Annotated in this window: 17 protein-coding genes; 14 read left to right on the top strand and 3 right to left on the bottom strand. The window is 65.6% G+C overall.

The window, feature by feature from the left end:
• The 3 genes from metG to FHT98_RS24320 are packed head-to-tail and all read left to right on the top strand — an operon-like array spanning nucleotide 1 to nucleotide 3,173.
• On the top strand, nucleotides 1-1,560 hold the full coding sequence (gene metG, locus FHT98_RS24330; protein ID WP_142115573.1) for a methionine--tRNA ligase: 1,560 nt from the start codon (nucleotides 1-3) through the stop codon (nucleotides 1,558-1,560).
• On the top strand, nucleotides 1,560-2,360 hold the full coding sequence (locus FHT98_RS24325) for a TatD family hydrolase (RefSeq protein WP_142115869.1): 801 nt from the start codon (nucleotides 1,560-1,562) through the stop codon (nucleotides 2,358-2,360). The genes metG and FHT98_RS24325 overlap by 1 nt, the downstream gene beginning before the upstream one ends.
• 9 nt (nucleotides 2,361-2,369) lie before the next feature.
• A complete protein-coding gene (locus FHT98_RS24320; protein WP_142115572.1) occupies nucleotides 2,370-3,173 on the top strand; it encodes an MBL fold metallo-hydrolase in 804 nt (267 codons plus the stop codon).
• 190 nt (nucleotides 3,174-3,363) lie between these two features.
• Here FHT98_RS24320 and hmgA read toward each other — a convergent pair whose 3' ends face one another.
• Nucleotides 3,364-4,716 (bottom strand): homogentisate 1,2-dioxygenase, encoded by a 1,353-nt coding sequence (hmgA, locus tag FHT98_RS24315; protein WP_142115571.1) that lies wholly within the window; start codon nucleotides 4,714-4,716, stop codon nucleotides 3,364-3,366.
• Between the two features lie 76 nt (nucleotides 4,717-4,792).
• Between hmgA and FHT98_RS24310 the strand changes: the two genes are divergently transcribed.
• Nucleotides 4,793-5,227: a MarR family winged helix-turn-helix transcriptional regulator gene (locus FHT98_RS24310; protein ID WP_142115570.1), complete on the top strand. Its 435-nt coding sequence runs from the start codon at nucleotides 4,793-4,795 to the stop codon at nucleotides 5,225-5,227.
• Between the two features lie 56 nt (nucleotides 5,228-5,283).
• Here FHT98_RS24310 and FHT98_RS24305 read toward each other — a convergent pair whose 3' ends face one another.
• A complete protein-coding gene (locus FHT98_RS24305) occupies nucleotides 5,284-5,976 on the bottom strand; it encodes a GntR family transcriptional regulator (RefSeq protein WP_061967873.1) in 693 nt (230 codons plus the stop codon).
• 183 nt (nucleotides 5,977-6,159) lie between these two features.
• Here FHT98_RS24305 and FHT98_RS24300 point away from each other — a divergent pair, with 183 nt between their 5' ends.
• Nucleotides 6,160-6,654 (top strand): type II 3-dehydroquinate dehydratase, encoded by a 495-nt coding sequence (locus FHT98_RS24300; RefSeq protein ID WP_142115569.1) that lies wholly within the window; start codon nucleotides 6,160-6,162, stop codon nucleotides 6,652-6,654.
• A 35-nt stretch (nucleotides 6,655-6,689) separates the two neighbouring features.
• On the opposite strand, the gene FHT98_RS24295 is transcribed toward FHT98_RS24300, so the two are convergent.
• Nucleotides 6,690-7,355 (bottom strand): TetR/AcrR family transcriptional regulator, encoded by a 666-nt coding sequence (locus FHT98_RS24295; RefSeq protein ID WP_142115568.1) that lies wholly within the window; start codon nucleotides 7,353-7,355, stop codon nucleotides 6,690-6,692.
• 318 nt (nucleotides 7,356-7,673) lie between these two features.
• Between FHT98_RS24295 and FHT98_RS24290 the strand changes: the two genes are divergently transcribed.
• The 9 genes from FHT98_RS24290 (at nucleotide 7,674) to FHT98_RS24250 (ending at nucleotide 15,198) form a co-directional block, all read left to right on the top strand.
• Complete coding sequence (locus FHT98_RS24290; protein ID WP_061967879.1) at nucleotides 7,674-8,342, top strand: amino acid ABC transporter permease; 669 nt, start codon at nucleotides 7,674-7,676, stop codon at nucleotides 8,340-8,342.
• A gap of 7 nt (nucleotides 8,343-8,349) precedes the next feature.
• On the top strand, nucleotides 8,350-8,991 hold the full coding sequence (locus FHT98_RS24285) for an amino acid ABC transporter permease (protein WP_061967881.1): 642 nt from the start codon (nucleotides 8,350-8,352) through the stop codon (nucleotides 8,989-8,991).
• A 54-nt stretch (nucleotides 8,992-9,045) separates the two neighbouring features.
• On the top strand, nucleotides 9,046-9,879 hold the full coding sequence (locus FHT98_RS24280) for a transporter substrate-binding domain-containing protein (protein ID WP_142115567.1): 834 nt from the start codon (nucleotides 9,046-9,048) through the stop codon (nucleotides 9,877-9,879).
• A 64-nt stretch (nucleotides 9,880-9,943) separates the two neighbouring features.
• On the top strand, nucleotides 9,944-10,675 hold the full coding sequence (locus FHT98_RS24275; RefSeq protein WP_142115566.1) for an amino acid ABC transporter ATP-binding protein: 732 nt from the start codon (nucleotides 9,944-9,946) through the stop codon (nucleotides 10,673-10,675).
• 46 nt (nucleotides 10,676-10,721) lie between these two features.
• Nucleotides 10,722-11,171 carry a type II 3-dehydroquinate dehydratase gene (aroQ, locus tag FHT98_RS24270; protein ID WP_061967887.1) on the top strand — a complete coding sequence of 150 codons (450 nt, stop codon included), beginning with the start codon at nucleotides 10,722-10,724 and terminating at the stop codon, nucleotides 11,169-11,171.
• 10 nt (nucleotides 11,172-11,181) lie between these two features.
• The gene (locus FHT98_RS24265; protein WP_142115565.1) at nucleotides 11,182-12,246 is read left to right on the top strand and encodes a Gfo/Idh/MocA family protein; all 1,065 of its coding nucleotides are present in this window, start codon (nucleotides 11,182-11,184) and stop codon (nucleotides 12,244-12,246) included.
• Nucleotides 12,243-13,073, top strand: a complete 831-nt coding sequence (locus FHT98_RS24260) for a shikimate dehydrogenase family protein (protein ID WP_142115564.1) — start codon at nucleotides 12,243-12,245, stop codon at nucleotides 13,071-13,073. Before FHT98_RS24265 ends, FHT98_RS24260 begins: the two co-directional genes overlap by 4 nt.
• Before the next feature lie 13 nt (nucleotides 13,074-13,086).
• A complete protein-coding gene (locus FHT98_RS24255; protein WP_142115563.1) occupies nucleotides 13,087-14,994 on the top strand; it encodes a bifunctional sugar phosphate isomerase/epimerase/4-hydroxyphenylpyruvate dioxygenase family protein in 1,908 nt (635 codons plus the stop codon).
• Nucleotides 14,995-15,009: 15 nt separating this feature from the next.
• The gene (locus FHT98_RS24250) at nucleotides 15,010-15,198 is read left to right on the top strand and encodes a hypothetical protein (protein ID WP_142115562.1); all 189 of its coding nucleotides are present in this window, start codon (nucleotides 15,010-15,012) and stop codon (nucleotides 15,196-15,198) included.
• Nucleotides 15,199-15,200: the final 2 nt, after the last annotated feature.

Raw genomic sequence — 15,200 nt, 5'->3', positions numbered from 1 at the left:
ATGGCCACGGCCCCGAAATTCTACCTGACGACCGCGATCCATTACACCAACGGGCCGCCGCATATCGGCCACGCCTATGAGATGGTGGCGTCGGACGCGATCGCGCGCTTCAAGCGGCTCGACGGCTACGACGTCTTCGCCATGACCGGCACCGACGAGCACGGCCAGAAGGTGCAGCGCACGGCGGCCCAGAACGGCCTCTCGCCGAAGGAATTCGTCGACAAGATCGCGGCGCGCTTCGAGGAGATGGAGCAGCGTCTCGGCTGTTCCTTCGATCGCTTCATCCGCACCACCGATGCCGACCATCTGCCCTCGACCCAGGAACTCTGGCGGCGGATGGAGGCCAATGGCGACATCTATCTCGCCAAATATGCCGGCTGGTACTCGGTGCGCGACGAGGCCTTCTACGGCGAGGAGGAGACCACCCTCCAGCCCGACGGCACGCGCCTGGGCGGGCAGGGCACTCCGGTCGAATGGGTCGAGGAGGAGAGCTATTTCTTCCGCCTCAAGTCCTATCAGGATCGGCTCCTGAAGCTCTACGAGGACGTGCCGGACTTCATCTCGCCGGAGACGCGCAGGAACGAGGTCGTCTCCTTCGTGAAGGGCGGGCTCGAGGACCTCTCGATCAGCCGCACGACCTTCGACTGGGGCTTAGCCGTGCCGGGCGACCCGAAGCACGTCATGTATGTCTGGGTCGACGCGCTCAACAACTATGTCACCGGGACGGGCTTCCCCGATCCGGCGAGCCCGCGCGCGCATTACTGGCCGGCCGATGTCCATATCATCGGCAAGGACATCGTGCGCTTCCATGCGGTCTACTGGCCGGCCTTCCTGATGTCGGCGGGGTTGCCGTTGCCGAAGCGCGTCTTCGGCCACGGCTTCCTGCTGAACAAGGGCACGAAGATGTCGAAGTCGCTCGGCAACGTGGTCGATCCCTTCGCCCTCGCCGAGGCCTATGGTGTCGACCAGTTGCGCTATTTCTTCCTGCGCGAAGTGTCGTTCGGCCAGGACGGCAATTACAGCCACGATGCCATCGTCGGGCGCATCAATGCCGATCTTGCCAATGATCTCGGCAATCTGGCGCAGCGCTCGCTGTCGATGATCGCCAAGAACTGCGAGGGCAGGGTGCCGCCGCGCGGGACGCTGAACGAGGCCGACGAAGCCATGCTCGCCATGGCCGACGCGGCTCTCGCGAAGGCGCGCGAGGCGATGAAGGATTTCGCCCTTCACACCGTGCTGGCCGATCTCTGGGCCGTCGTTGCCGAGGCGAACCGCTATTTCGCCAATAACGAGCCCTGGCGCCTGACCAAGACCGATCCGGCCCGCCGTGACACCATCCTTTATGTCACGATCGAGGTGCTGCGCGAGGTCGCGATCCTGGTGCAGCCGGTGATGCCGGTGGCTGCAGGCAAGCTGCTCGACCTGCTTGGCATAGCACCCGAGGCCCGCAGCTTCGCGGCGCTCGGCGCGGAGCATCGGCTCGTCAGCGGCTCAAGCCTGCCGGCGCCGAGCGCGATCTTCCCGCGCTATGTCGAGCCCGAGGACGGCCAGGCCGCGTGATGCTGATCGATACGCATTGCCATCTCGACTTCCCGGACTTCGCCGAGGAGCTGCCGGCCTATGTCGCGCGGGCCGAGGAAGCCGGCGTCGGCCGGATGGTGACGATCTCGACGCGGGTCGCGCGCTACGCCGAGTACGCCGCGCTGGCGGAACGCTTTCCGTCGGTGTGGTTTTCGGTCGGCACGCATCCGCATCAGGCGCATGAGGAGCTCGACGTCACGGCCGAGCGCCTCGTCGAACTGTCGCGCCATCCGCGCTGCGTCGCCATCGGCGAGGCGGGGCTCGACTATCACTACGATTCGAGTCCGCGCGACGCACAGGCTCAAGGATTGCGCACGCATATCGCCGCGGCGCGGATCACGCAGCTGCCGCTCGTCATCCATTCCCGCGAGGCTGATGACGATATGATCACGATCCTGCGGGAGGAAATGGGGAAGGGCGCCTTCCCCGCCATCCTGCATTGCTTCACCGCTGGCGAAGCGCTGGCGATGGCCGGCGTCGAGCTCGGATTGTACGTTTCGTTCTCCGGAATCCTGACCTTCAAGACCTCGGAGAACCTGCGCCGGATCGCCCGGATGGTCCCGCGCGAGCGCCTGCTGGTCGAGACCGACGCGCCCTATCTGGCGCCGGTGCCGTTCAGGGGCAAGCGCAACCAGCCGGCCTATGTGGTTGAAACAGCGAAGGTTCTCGGCGAAACGATCGGCGTGTCCTTCGACGAGATCGCCCGCATCACCACCGAAAACGCGCGGCGCTGCTACTGGAAGATGGACCACGCCGCGCCGGTCGCGCAGGTGGCTTGATCCGGTGCCATGACGCTCACCGTCACCATCCTCGGCTGCGGATCGTCAGGCGGCGTGCCGCGGCCGGGCTCCGGCTGGGGCGCCTGCGATCCCGCCGAGCCGAAGAACCGGCGCCGCCGCTGCTCGATCCTGGTCGAGCGCATCGGCCCTGACGGCACGACGCGGGTCCTGGTCGATACCTCGCCGGATCTGCGCGAGCAGCTGCTCTCGGCCGAGGTCCCGGCGCTGGACGGCGTGCTGATGACGCATGACCATGCCGACCATACCCACGGCATCGACGATCTGCGCGCGCTCGTCCTGCATATGCGTCAGCGCATCCGGGTCCATGCCGACAAGACGACGCAAGCCTCGCTGCATTCGCGCTTCGGCTATCTCTTCGAGACGCCGCCCGGCAGCTATTACCCGCCGATCCTCGATCTCGACGAGATCAGCGCCGGCCGGCCGCAGACCATTGAAGGCGCCGGCGGGCCAATCACGGCGCTGCCGTTTCGGGTCGAGCACGGGCCGAACTACGAGGCGCTGGGCTTCCGCTTCGGTGATCTCGGCTACCTGCCGGATGTCAGCCTGATCCCGCCGGCCGCCATGGAAGCCATGGCCGATCTCGACGTGCTGATCCTCGACTGCCTGCGCGAGACGCCGCATGTCAGCCATTTCCATCTGGAGCAGTCGCTGGAGGCGATCGCACGCCTGAAGCCCAGCCGCGCGATCCTGACCAATCTCCATGTCGATCTGGATTATGCCAGCCTGAGCAAGCGCTTGGCCGGTATTGCAGAGGTGGCGTTCGACGGGATGACGATTTCGCTCCCAGCGTGAGCTGCCAGCGTTCAGGGCCGCGCTCGCATCAATATTAGTTCCATAATATACCTTATGCGAATCAGTGCTGGACGGATTTCGGCCCTCTTCCTTCACTCTTGAGACTGACATCAGGACCGGCGGCCACGACGCTGCAGCTGCCGTCTTGTTTCTACCTGGCGATATCTGGCCTGCCGACCCTCACACCCTCTCAAGGCCGGTTCGGATCGAAATGCTTGGTCAGCTTGTGGCCGTAGCCGCCATAGTCACGCTGGAGCGAATCCGAGCCGGCGGCGAAGGCCGTGACTTGCTGCGGAAAGCGCGTCTCGAACATGAAGGCCAGCGTGCCCTCGAGCTTGTGCGGCTTCAATTCGACATTGCTCGCCTTCTCGAAGGCGTCGACGTCCGGTCCATGCGGCAGCATCGAGTTGTGCAGCGAGATGCCGCCCGGCACGAAGCCGCCGCCGGTCTTGGCGTCGTAGACGCCGTAGACCAGCCCCATGAACTCGCTCATCACGTTCATATGGTACCAGGGCGGCCGGAAGGTGTTCTCGGCCACAAGCCAGCGGTCCGAGAAGATGACGAAGTCGATATTGGCCGTGCCGGGCGTCTCCGAGGGCGAGGTCAGCACCGTGAAGATCGACGGATCGGCATGGTCGTAAAGGACCGGCCCGACCGGTGAAAAGCGCCTGAGATCATACTTGTACGGGGCGTAGTTGCCATGCCAGGCGACCACGTCGAGCGGTGAATGTTCGATATCGGCGGCCCAGAGATTGCCGCCCCATTTCACATACATCTTCGAGGGCGCGTCGCGGTCCTCGTAGGCCGCCACCGGCGTCAGGAAGTCGCGGGGATTGGCGAGGCAGTTGGCGCCGATCGGCCCGCGTTCCGGCAAGGTGAAGGCGCCGCCATAGTTCTCGCAGATATAGCCCCTCGCCGGCCCGTCCCTGAGCTCGACGCGGATCTTCACGCCGCGCGGGATCACCGCGATCTCGCCGGGCTCGATGTCGATGATGCCGAATTCGGTCCAGAGTCGTAGAGCGCCCTGCTGCGGCACGAACAGCATCTCGCCATCGGCATTGTAGAAATACGCGTCCACCATCGAGCGCGTGATCAGGTAGACATGCGCGCCCATGCCGCCCTGGCTGCCGGCGTCGCCGGCGGTCGTCATGCTGCGGATGCCCTCGACGAAGGAGATCGGCTCCGACGGGATCGGGATCGGGCTCCAGCGCAAGGGCGCGATCGGCATGTCGACCTCGCGGGCCGGCGCCGTGCGCCAGAAGCCGGCATCGACCTTCCGGAATGCGTTCCAATGCGCGACGGTCGGGCGGATGCGATAGAGCCAGGAGCGCTCGTTGGTGGTGCGCGGTGCGGTGAAGGGCGAGCCGGAGAGCTGTTCGGCATAGAGCCCATAGGCGCATTTCTGCGGCGAGTTGCGCCCGAGCGGCAGGGCGCCCGGCAGCGCCTCGGTCTCGAAGCCATTGCCGAAGCCGGACATGTAGCCCGCCTGGATCGCGCTCGGGGCCTTTGAGCCGCCGGCATGGGCCGGGTTCTGAAGGGTCATGGGGCGCCCTCTCCTCGCGACGGCCTTCGCTCAAGATGGTTGCTTTGGTAACTGTCGATTTTGTAACTAACAAGGCATGTCGAAACTCGCGCTCGAGCACTTCCTGCCCTATCGCCTGAACCGCCTGAGTTCGGCGGTCTCGCAGCAGTTCCGGGCGGTCTACGGCCCGCATCACGACCTGACCGTGCCGGAATGGCGGGTGCTGGCCACCCTCGCCCAGTTCGGCACGATGACGGCGAAAGCCATCGGCAAGCACTCTTCCATGCACAAGACCAAGGTCAGCCGGGCCGTGCGGGCGCTGGAGGAGCGGCGCTGGCTGGTCCGGCGCGAGAACGCGCAGGACAGGCGCGAGGAAAGCCTGTCCCTGACGGCGCCCGGGCTGCACGCCTATCGCGAGATCGTGCCGCGCGCGCTGGCTTTCGAGGCCTCGATCCTCACCGCGCTCGGCCCCCATGCCGAGCCTTTGCTGGAAGCGCTCTCGCTGATGGAGGCGCGTTTCCCTGTCGAGTGAGGCACCTCTCCACGCTCTGGCGACAGAGGACGGGCGAGAACTCTCAGCCGGCCGTTTCAGTCGACCAGGCCGCGCTCCAGCGCCATGTCGATGCAGCCATGGATATGGCCGTGCAGCAGCCGCTGAGCCTCGGCTGCGTCGCGGCGCAGGGCGCAATCGAGCAGGGCCTTGTGATCCTCGGTCGAGGTCGGTCCCCAGAAGACGAAGAAGACCATCTGATAGCGCAGATAGCGGTCATAGATACCGGCATGGAGATCGAGCAGCGCCTTGGAGCCGCAAGCCGAGACCAGCGCCTGATGGAATTCGAAATCGTAGCGTTTCCAGGCTTGCGTGCCCGACTCGTCGCCGGCGAGCAGGCGCTGCTCCATCCGGGCAAGCTTGTGATGGGCGGCGACGATGCGCCCTTCCCACTCGACATCCCCGGCCTGGAAGGACTGCGCCAGGGCGTTGCTCTCGATCAGCAGGCGCAGATCCGCCAGTTCCTTGAGGTCCGTCACCGAGCAGGGTGAGACCTGGAAGCCGCGCTGGCCTTCCGCGACCACGAGGCCCTGCGGCGCCAACCGGTTCAGGATCTCGCGCAGTGTACTGATGCCGACGCCATAGACCGATTTCAATCGATCGAGCGGCAGGCGCTGCCCGGGCTGGAGTACGCCGAACACGATGTCGTGCCGGATGCGCTCATAGGCCTGCTCGCCGGTCGACAGCGCCGGGATGTCATCGCTGCCGAGATCGAATGCCGCGTCCGTCATGGTGCTCCGTACCGCCTCGCCGCCTTCCTGCCAGCCGCCGCTGCGGCTTGCAAGCGCGTGGACAGCAGTTTCATAAATCAACTGATGATCGATGAATTATCAGTTGATCTCTGTTTCGTCTTGTATCACGTTTCGCTCAGGAAACGCGAGCGAGGCCAGAGAACCTCGCCCTGGGAGATCGTCATGTCGGAGAAGGAAGGGCCGGCCCGCGCCGCAGCGGGAAGCGCGGCCGCATCGCGCCGCCTCTACATCCTGAACGGCCCAAACCTGAACCTGCTCGGGCAGCGCGAGCCGCATATCTACGGCTCGACCACGCTGGCCGAGATCCGAGAGAGCTGCGAAGCGAAGGCAGGTTCGCTCGGCTTTTCGGTCGACTTTCGACAGACCAATTTCGAGGGCGAACTGGTCGAGAGCGTGCATCAGGCGCGGCTCGAGGCCTGCGGGATCATCATCAACCCGGCCGGCTACACCTTCACCTCGGTTGCGCTGCTCGACGCGCTCAAGATGTTCGACGGCCCGAAGATCGAGCTGCACATCTCGAATGTGCATGCGCGCGAGAGCATCTATCACAACTCGCTGATCTCGCGGACCGCGACCGGCATCATCATCGGGATGGGCGCCGCCGGCTACGAACTTGCCATCCAGGCGATGGCCGGCCTGGTCGCGGCCAGGGCCTGATGGCGATGCCCCTGCCCTCCCGGCCCGGCAAGGCTTCAGGGATGCAGCATGCGCAGGAGCGTGTCGATCGCGGCCGCGCGGCGGCGGGCCAACGCTTCGGGCGCGCCCATGTCGTGGCCGAAGACCTGGCGGATGCTGGCGCGGTTGGAGACGTTATAGAAGGCGAGCGCACTGATCGTCAGGTGGATATCGAGCGCCTCGATCCCCGGCCGGAACAGCCCCGCCGCCACGCCGCGCTCATAGGCCTCGCGGATCATGTCGATGGCCGAAAGGTTGAGCGAAGCGATCCGGTCCGAGCTTGCGAGATGGCGGCCATGGTGGATGTTCTCGACCATGACGAGTCGGACGAAATCCGGGTTCTCGGCGTGATAATCGAAGGTGAAGCCCGCCAGCAACGTCATCGCCTCGACCGGCGGCAGGTTGGCGAGGTCGAGGCTGCGCTCGAAGCCGCGGATGCGCTCGTACATCTCCTCGAGGACGGCGCGGTAGAGCCCCTCCTTGTCCCCGAAATAATAGTAGATCATCCGCTTGCTGGTCGCGGTCCGCGCCGCGATCTCGTCGACGCGCGCGCCGCTCAGGCCGTTCTCGACGAATTCCTCCTTCGCGACGGTCAGGATGTTGCGGCGGACGCCCTCCGGGTCCTGCGTCCAGGACGCCGGCTTGCGGCCCGTCACCTTCTGCGTCGAGGCTGCCTTGCTCATGCTTCCCTCATCCGAAACCGGCACGATAGCCGGGTCGCACGCATTGAAATGGACAAGACGGTACATTGCGCTTGACCAAATGAACTATCTGGTACATTTAACATGTCGTCGGCAGAGCGCAAGCCGGCGAGCCTGACGACCAAGGCACCCGAGGAGAGGTGTCGCGACTGCAGACGGGAACCGGATCGACCCCTTCGAGAAGGTCGGCCGTGACTGCGTCGGACCGAAAAGTGGATTCCACTTTTCGGATGAATCCGATGCAACACCAAGGAGATAGATCACCGCGCCCGTGGAGCGCGCGATGATCTAGGGAGCGCCATGAACTACAAGCTCGATTTCACGCCGGTGATCGACGGGATGCCAGCCCTGCTGATGGGCTGCCTCGGCACCTTCCTGCTCGCGATCTGCGGCATGGCGCTGGCCATCGTCATCGGCGTCGGCGGCGTGATCCTGCGCGACTCGAAGATCGCCCCGGTGCGCTGGCTGGTGAAGGCCTTCGTCGAAATCATCCGCAACACACCCTTCCTGGTCCAGATCTTCTTCATCTATTTCGCGCTGCCACTGGCGGGCCTCAGGCTCGACCCGACGCCGACCGCGATCATCGCGCTCGGCATCAATGGCGGCGCCTATGCGATCGAGATCATCCGCGGCGGCGTCCAGTCGATCGGCAAGGGCCAGATCGAGGCAGGGCTCGCACTCGGCCTGCACAAGGCGCAGGTCTTCCGGCTGATCGTGCTCAAGCCGGCGCTGAGGGCGATCTTCCCCTCGCTGACCAGCCAGTTCGTGCTGCTGACGCTGACGACCAGCATCGCCTCGGCGATCTCGGCCTATGAGCTGACTTCGGTGGCGCAGCGCATCGAGTCCGACAGTTTCCGCTCCTTCGAGGTCTACGGCACGATCACGCTGTTCTATCTCGTGATCTCCTGGGTGATGATGCGCTTCTTCGACGCGATCTCGACCCGCTACTTCAGCTATCCGGTGAAGTGAGGGCACGATGGGAGCGAACGAATTCCTCTTCCTGCTCACCGGTCTCAAGTGGACCGTGCTGCTCTCGATCGTCGGTTTCATCGGCGGCGGCGTGTGCGGGCTCGCCATCGCGCTGCTGCGCGTGTCCGGCCGGCCGCTGATCGAGCGGATCACCTCCGGCTATATCGCGCTGTTCCAGGGCACGCCGCTGCTGATGCAGCTCTTCGTGGTCTATTACGGCCTCGCGCTGGTCGGGCTGAAGCTCGATGCTTGGGTCGCGGTCGCGATCGGCTTCACGCTCCATGCCAGCGCCTATCTCGGCGAGATCTGGCGCGGTTCGATCGAGGCCGTGCCGAAGGGCCAGACCGAGGCCGCCAAGGCGCTGAGCCTCCGCTATGTCTCGCGGATGCGCGACGTGATCCTGCCGCAGGCGATCCGCATCTCGCTGCCGGCGACGATCGGCTTCCTTGTCCAGTTGATCAAGGGCACTTCGCTCGCCGCGATCGTCGGCTTCACCGAGCTGACGCGGGCCGGCAACATCGTCTCCAACCAGATCTTCCAGCCGCTCCTCGTCTTCGGGATCGTCGGCATCCTCTACTTCCTGCTGTGCTGGCCGCTCTCGCTCTATGGCTCGCACCTGGAACGTCGCATGGCCATTGCCGCGCGCTGACAGACCCGTTCACCGCCTGACCACCAACCACCAAACACGAAGAGGGAGAGAAACATGACAAAGATGAAAACCACCCGCCGTAGCGTCCTGATCGCGGGCGCCGCTGCTTTGGCCTTGCCGGCCGTACTGAGCGCCCCTGCCCTCGCCGTCACCCCGGCCGAGATCAAGGCCAAGGGCAAGATCGTCGTCGGCATCCAGGGCGACAACCCGCCGTGGGGCTTCGTCACCAGCGCAGGCAAGCAGGACGGTCTCGATGCCGATATCGCGACGCTCTTCGCCAAGGAGCTCGGCGTACAGGTCGAGTTCGTGCCGCTCGAGGTCAACAACCGCATCCCGGCCCTGACCACCGGCCGCGTCGACGTGCTGTTCGCGACCATGGCGATGCTGCCGGAGCGCGCCAAGGCCGTGCAGTTCTCGAAGCCCTATGTCGCCAATACCATCGTGTTCATCGGCCCGAAGAAGGACAAGATCACCACCAACGAGGATATGGGCCGCTACACGATCGGCGTCGCCAAGGGCGCGGCGCAGGACACGCAGGTGACCAAGAACGCGCCCGCCAACACCACGATCCGCCGTTATGACGGCGATGCGCCCTCGATCCAGGCGCTGGTCTCCGGCCAGGTCCAGGCGATCGGCGGCAACATCTTCTACATGCAGCGCATCGAGCAGGCCCGCCCCGGCGAGTTCGAGAACAAGCTCGAATTCCAGAACCTCTATAACGGCGCCTGCACCCGCCTCGGCGAGAGGGAGATCAACGCCGCGATCAACAGCTTCATCGACAAGATCAAGGCCAATGGCGAGCTGCAGAAGATCTACGACAAGTGGATGAAGGTGCCGGTTCACAAGTTCCCGGACAGCCTCGAAGGCATCACCTTCACCGCGAGCTGATCGCCAAGAAATCGGGGCCAGGGCCATGAACGCGCCAGCCGCACAGCCTTCCGGGGCGGATGCCATGATTGCCATGACGCATGTCGAGAAATGGTATGGCGAGTTCAAGGCCCTGACCGATATCAGTCTCACGGTCCGCAAAGGCGAGCGCATCGTGCTTTGCGGACCGTCGGGCTCCGGCAAATCGACGCTGATCCGCTGCATCAACCATCTGGAGACTTACCAGAAGGGCGAGATCCGGGTCGGCGGCACCAGGCTCGGAGACGATGCGAAGACCATCGATGCGGTACGCCGCGAGGTCGGCATGGTCTTCCAGCATTTCAACCTGTTCCCGCACATGACCGTGCTGGAGAACTGCATGCTGGCGCCGATGCGCTCGCTTGGTGCCAGCAAGGCGGAGGCCGAGGCCACCGCCCGCCAATTGCTCGGCCGCGTGAAGATTCTGGAGCAGGCCGAGAAATACCCGGCGCAGCTTTCCGGTGGCCAGCAGCAGCGCGTCGCGATCGCGCGGGCGCTCTGCATGAAGCCGAAGGTCATGCTGTTCGACGAGCCCACCTCGGCGCTCGACCCCGAGATGGTCAAGGAAGTTCTCGACACCATGATCGCGCTCGCCGAGGAGGGCATGACCATGATCTGCGTAACCCACGAGATGGGTTTCGCCCGCCAGGTGGCGAACCGCGTCATCTTCATGGCCGAGGGCGCCATCGTCGAGGAGGCGCCGCCGGAGGAGTTCTTCCAGAATCCGCGCCATGAGCGGACGCGAAAGTTCCTCGGCGAAATCCTGCACAAGCACTGAAACATCCGTCCGGCCAAGGTCTGGACGCCTCAACGGAATGCGATCGATGTCCCGCCTCGTCTATGTCCTGAACGGCCCGAACCTGAACCTGCTCGGCAAGCGCCAGCCGCATATCTACGGGCACGAGACCCTGGCCGATGTCGAGCGCGACTGCCGCAAGCTTGCCGAGGAACTGAAGCTGGAGCTGCGCTTCCACCAGTCGAACCGCGAATACGAATTGATCGACTGGATCCACGAGGCGCGCGAGGACGGCGCCGGCATCGTTATCAATCCGGCCGCGTTCACGCATACCTCGGTCGCGCTGCTTGACGCGCTCAACACCTTCGAGGGGCCGGTGATCGAGTGCCATATCTCGCAGGTGCATAAGCGCGAGGCCTTCCGCCACCACTCCTATGTCTCCATGCGCTCCGACGGCGTCATCGCCGGCTTCGGAACGCAAGGGTATCAGCTTGGCTTGCGGCGCATCGCCAAGCTGATAGCCGACGCGGCCGCGTGAGGACCCCCCGATGGCTCCGGTGAAGATCGCGGTGATGGGAGCGGGCCTGATCGGCAAGCGCCACGCCGCCCATGTCCGGGCCGAGCCCGGCGCCGCCCTCTCGGCGATCATCGATCCCGCCCCGGCCGGCAAGGCCTTTGCCGAGGAGATCGGCGTCGCCTGGTATCCGGGTTTCGACGCCCTCCCCGCCGGCGAGCATCCGGACGGCGTCATCGTCGCGACGCCGAACCAGCTTCATGTCGCCAACGGGCTGGAGCTGGTTGCAGCCAACGTGCCGATGCTGGTCGAGAAGCCGCTGGCCGACAGCGTCGACAGCGCCCGCAGGCTCGTCCATGCCGCCGAGGCAGCCAATGTGCCTCTGCTCGTCGGCCATCACCGCCGCCACAATCCGATGATCCGGAAGGCGCGCGAGGCGATCGATGCCGGCCGGCTCGGCCGTATCCTGACCCTCAACGGCCAGTTCTGGCTGGTGAAGCCGGACGATTATTTCGATGTCGACTGGCGCCGGCAGGAAGGCGCCGGGCCGGTCCTGATCAACCTGATCCACGATATCGACCTGTTCCGCTATCTCTGCGGCGAGATCGTCGGCGTGCAGGCGCTGAGCTCGAACGCCGTGCGCGGCAATCCGGCCGAGGAGACTGCGGTTGCCATCCTGCGCTTCGCCAATGGCGCGCTCGGCACGGTCAGCGCCTCCGACACCGTGGTTTCGCCCTGGAGCTGGGAGCTGACGACCGGCGAGAACCCCGCCTATCCGCAGCAGGACCAGTCCTGTTACCAGATCGGCGGTACGCATGGTGCGTTGACGATTCCCGCGCTCGAACTCTGGAACCACTCAGACAGGCGCGGCTGGTGGGAGCCGCTGCGGCGCGAGCGCATCCCCTTTGTGCCCGAGGACCCGTTGCAGGCCCAGATCCGGCATTTCTGCGCGGTGATCCGTGGTGAGGAAGAGCCCCTCGTCTCCGGCCGCGAAGGCCTTGCGACGCTCGCCGTCATCGCAGCCGTGAAGGAAGCGGCGCGCACTGGCGCACCGGTCGAGATCGCCCCGGAGCCTGCTCCGGCGAGGGCCAAAGCATGATCAAAGGCACGACGCGATTGATCGGCCATCTCGGCTATCCGACCGAGAGCTTCAAGGCGCCGATGATCTACAACCCCTATTTCCAGCGCGAGGGGATTGATGCCGTCGTCGTGCCGATGGGTTGCCGCAGCGAAGACTATCCCGATTTTCTCAGGCTGTTCTTCCGCCTGTCCAACGCCCATGGCGCGCTGGTGACAATGCCGCACAAGGTCACCACGACCGGGCTCGTCGACACGCTCTCGCCGACCGCCGCCATCGCCGGCGCCTGCAATGCGGTGCGGCTGGAAGCGGACGGCCGGCTCACCGGCGACATGTTCGATGGCGAAGGTTTCGTACGCGGCGTCCTGCGCAAGGGGCACAAGCTCGCTGGCGCCCGCGCGCTGGTGATCGGTGCCGGCGGCGTCGGCTCGGCGATTGCCGCCTCGCTGGCGAAGGCCGGCGTCGCGGAGCTGGGTCTGTTCGACAAGCATGCGCCCGCAGCCGCGGAACTCGGACAGCGGCTGGTCGCGCACTACCCTGCCCTTCGCGTCACGATCGGCTCGAATGACCCCGATGGCTTCGACCTCGTCGTCAATGCGACTCCTCTTGGCATGAAGCCCGGCGATCCGTTGCCGGTCGATATCTCCCGCCTGCCCGCTTCCGCCTTCGTCGGCGAAGTCGTGATGGCGCAGGAGATCACGCCCTTCCTCGCGGCAGCCCGCGCACGCGGCTGCGCCGTGCAGGTCGGCACCGACATGCTGTTCGAACAGATACCCGCCTATCTGGAATTCTTCGGCCTGCCTTCGACCACGGCCGAGGATTTGCGCGCCGTCGCGCGATTGGCCTGAGAGGAGGCACACCGTGATTCCATCGATCGCCACCGTCTGCGTTTCCGGCACGCTTCAGGAGAAGCTCGAGGCCATCGCCGCCGCGGGCTTCACGGCGGTGGAGATTTTCGAGAACGACCTGATCGCCTTTCCCGGTTCGCCCACGGAAGTCCGGCGCATCTGCGGCGATCTCGGCCTGACCATCGTCACCTGCCAGCCCTTCCGCGATTTCGAGGGCATGCCGGAGGGGCGCCGCCAGCGCGTCTTCGACCGGGCCGAGCGCAAGTTCGATCTCTTGCAGGAACTGGGAACGGACCTCCTCTTCGTCTGCTCCAGCGTCTCGCCGGAAGCCTTGCCGGGCATCGACCGGCTCGCCGCCGATTTCGCCGAGCTCGGGGAGCGGGCCAGCCGGCGCGGCCTTCGCGTCGGCTATGAGGCGCTGGCCTGGGGGCGGCATGTCTTCGACTATCGTGACGCCTGGGAGATCGTGCGCCGCGCCAACCGGCCGGAAGTCGGCATCGTGCTCGATTCCTTCCATATCCTGGCGCGCGGGCTCGACCTCGCGGCGATCGGCACGATCCCGCGCGACAAGATTTCGATGGTCCAGATGGCCGATGCGCCGCTGCTGCAGATGGACCCGCTCTCCTGGAGCCGGCATTGGCGCTGCCTGCCCGGCCAGGGCGACCTCGATCTCTCCGGCTTCATGCGCGCGCTGACCGCGACCGGCTATGACGGCGTGCTCTCGCTGGAGATCTTCAACGATCGCTTCCGCGCCGGTTCCGCGCGTTCCGTCGCGCTCGACGGCCATCGCTCGCTGATCTGGCTGCTCGACGAGACCGCGCGGCAGACGGCCACGCCGGTGCCCGGCGCGGTGCCGATGCCGCCGCCGGCCCCGGTCGAGGCGGTCGAGTTCATCGAGTTCACGGTGTCGGAGGCCGAACGGCCCGGTTTCGAGAAGCTGCTGCGCGCGCTCGGCTTCGCGCGTTCAGGCGCGCATCGCTCCAAGGATGTCGATCTCTGGCGCCAGGGCGATATCCGCATCGTGCTGAACAGCGAGGCCGACGGCTTCGCCCATAGCTACCAGATCACGCATGGCACCTCGGTCTGCGCGCTGGCCCTGCGCGTGCCGGATGCGCAGGCCGCGATCGCCCGCGCCAAGGCCTTGCTCGACGTGCCCCATGCCGGCGCGATCGGGCCGGACGAGCTCGACATCCCCGCCGTGCGCGGCCTCGGCGGCAGCTTGCTCTATTTCCTCGACAAGGCTTCGGCGCTGGGCCGCTGGGCCGAGGTCGATTTCGAGGCGACAGGCGAAGCTTCGGACAATGCCGGGCTCACCGGCGTCGACCATGTCTCGCAGAGCATGCAGTACGAGGAGATGCTGACCTGGCTCTTGTTCTATTCCTCGCTGTTCGATACCCGGAAGACGCCGAGCCAGGCCGTGCTCGACCCCGGCGGCGTGGTTCAGAGCCAGGTGATCGAGAGCGGGCTCGACGGCAGGAACGGCCATGGCTTGAGGCTCATCCTCAACGGCTCGCAGAGCCACCGCACGCTCTCGGCCCGCTTCATCACCGATTTCTTCGGTTCGGGCGTGCAGCATATCGCCTTCGCGACCGACGACATCACCGCGACGGTCAAGCGGCTGGTTGCGAATAGCGTCGCCATGCTACCTATCCCCGAGAACTACTATGACGACCTCGAAGCCCGCTCCGACCTCTCGGCGGAGGAGATCGACGCGATGAAGGCGCTGAACATCCTCCATGACAGCGATGCCGGCGGCGCGTTCCGTCAGGCCTATACCCAGACCCTGGATGGCGGGTTGTTCTTCGAGATCGTCCAGCGCGACGGCTATGTCGGCTATGGCGCCGCCAATGCCGGCATCCGGCTCACCGCGCAGTCCAGGCTCGCGCGTCCGATCAGCGTTCCCGCGCCGAGCCATGGCTGAGGAGAGAGAAGCCGCATGAGCAGCCTGATCCTTCCCTATGCGGGGCTCGATGCCGGGCAGCCGGCCTCGCTCTCGCCGGATTACCGCTCGACCGTGGCGCGCAGCCCGCGCCACGCCCCGATCGCCCAGCGCAAGCCGGACGGGACCTGGTGGCTCGACATCAACCTCTCCGGCGAAAACGAGACGGTGTTCTTCGATCTGTAGGT

Origin of the sequence: Allobosea sp. AK1 (assembly GCF_006714945.1) — a bacterium.
Taxonomy (GTDB): Bacteria; Pseudomonadota; Alphaproteobacteria; order Rhizobiales; family Beijerinckiaceae; genus Allobosea; species Allobosea robiniae.
Note: the sequence above shows the minus strand (reverse complement) of the source record. Positions and strands in the feature narration are given on the sequence as shown.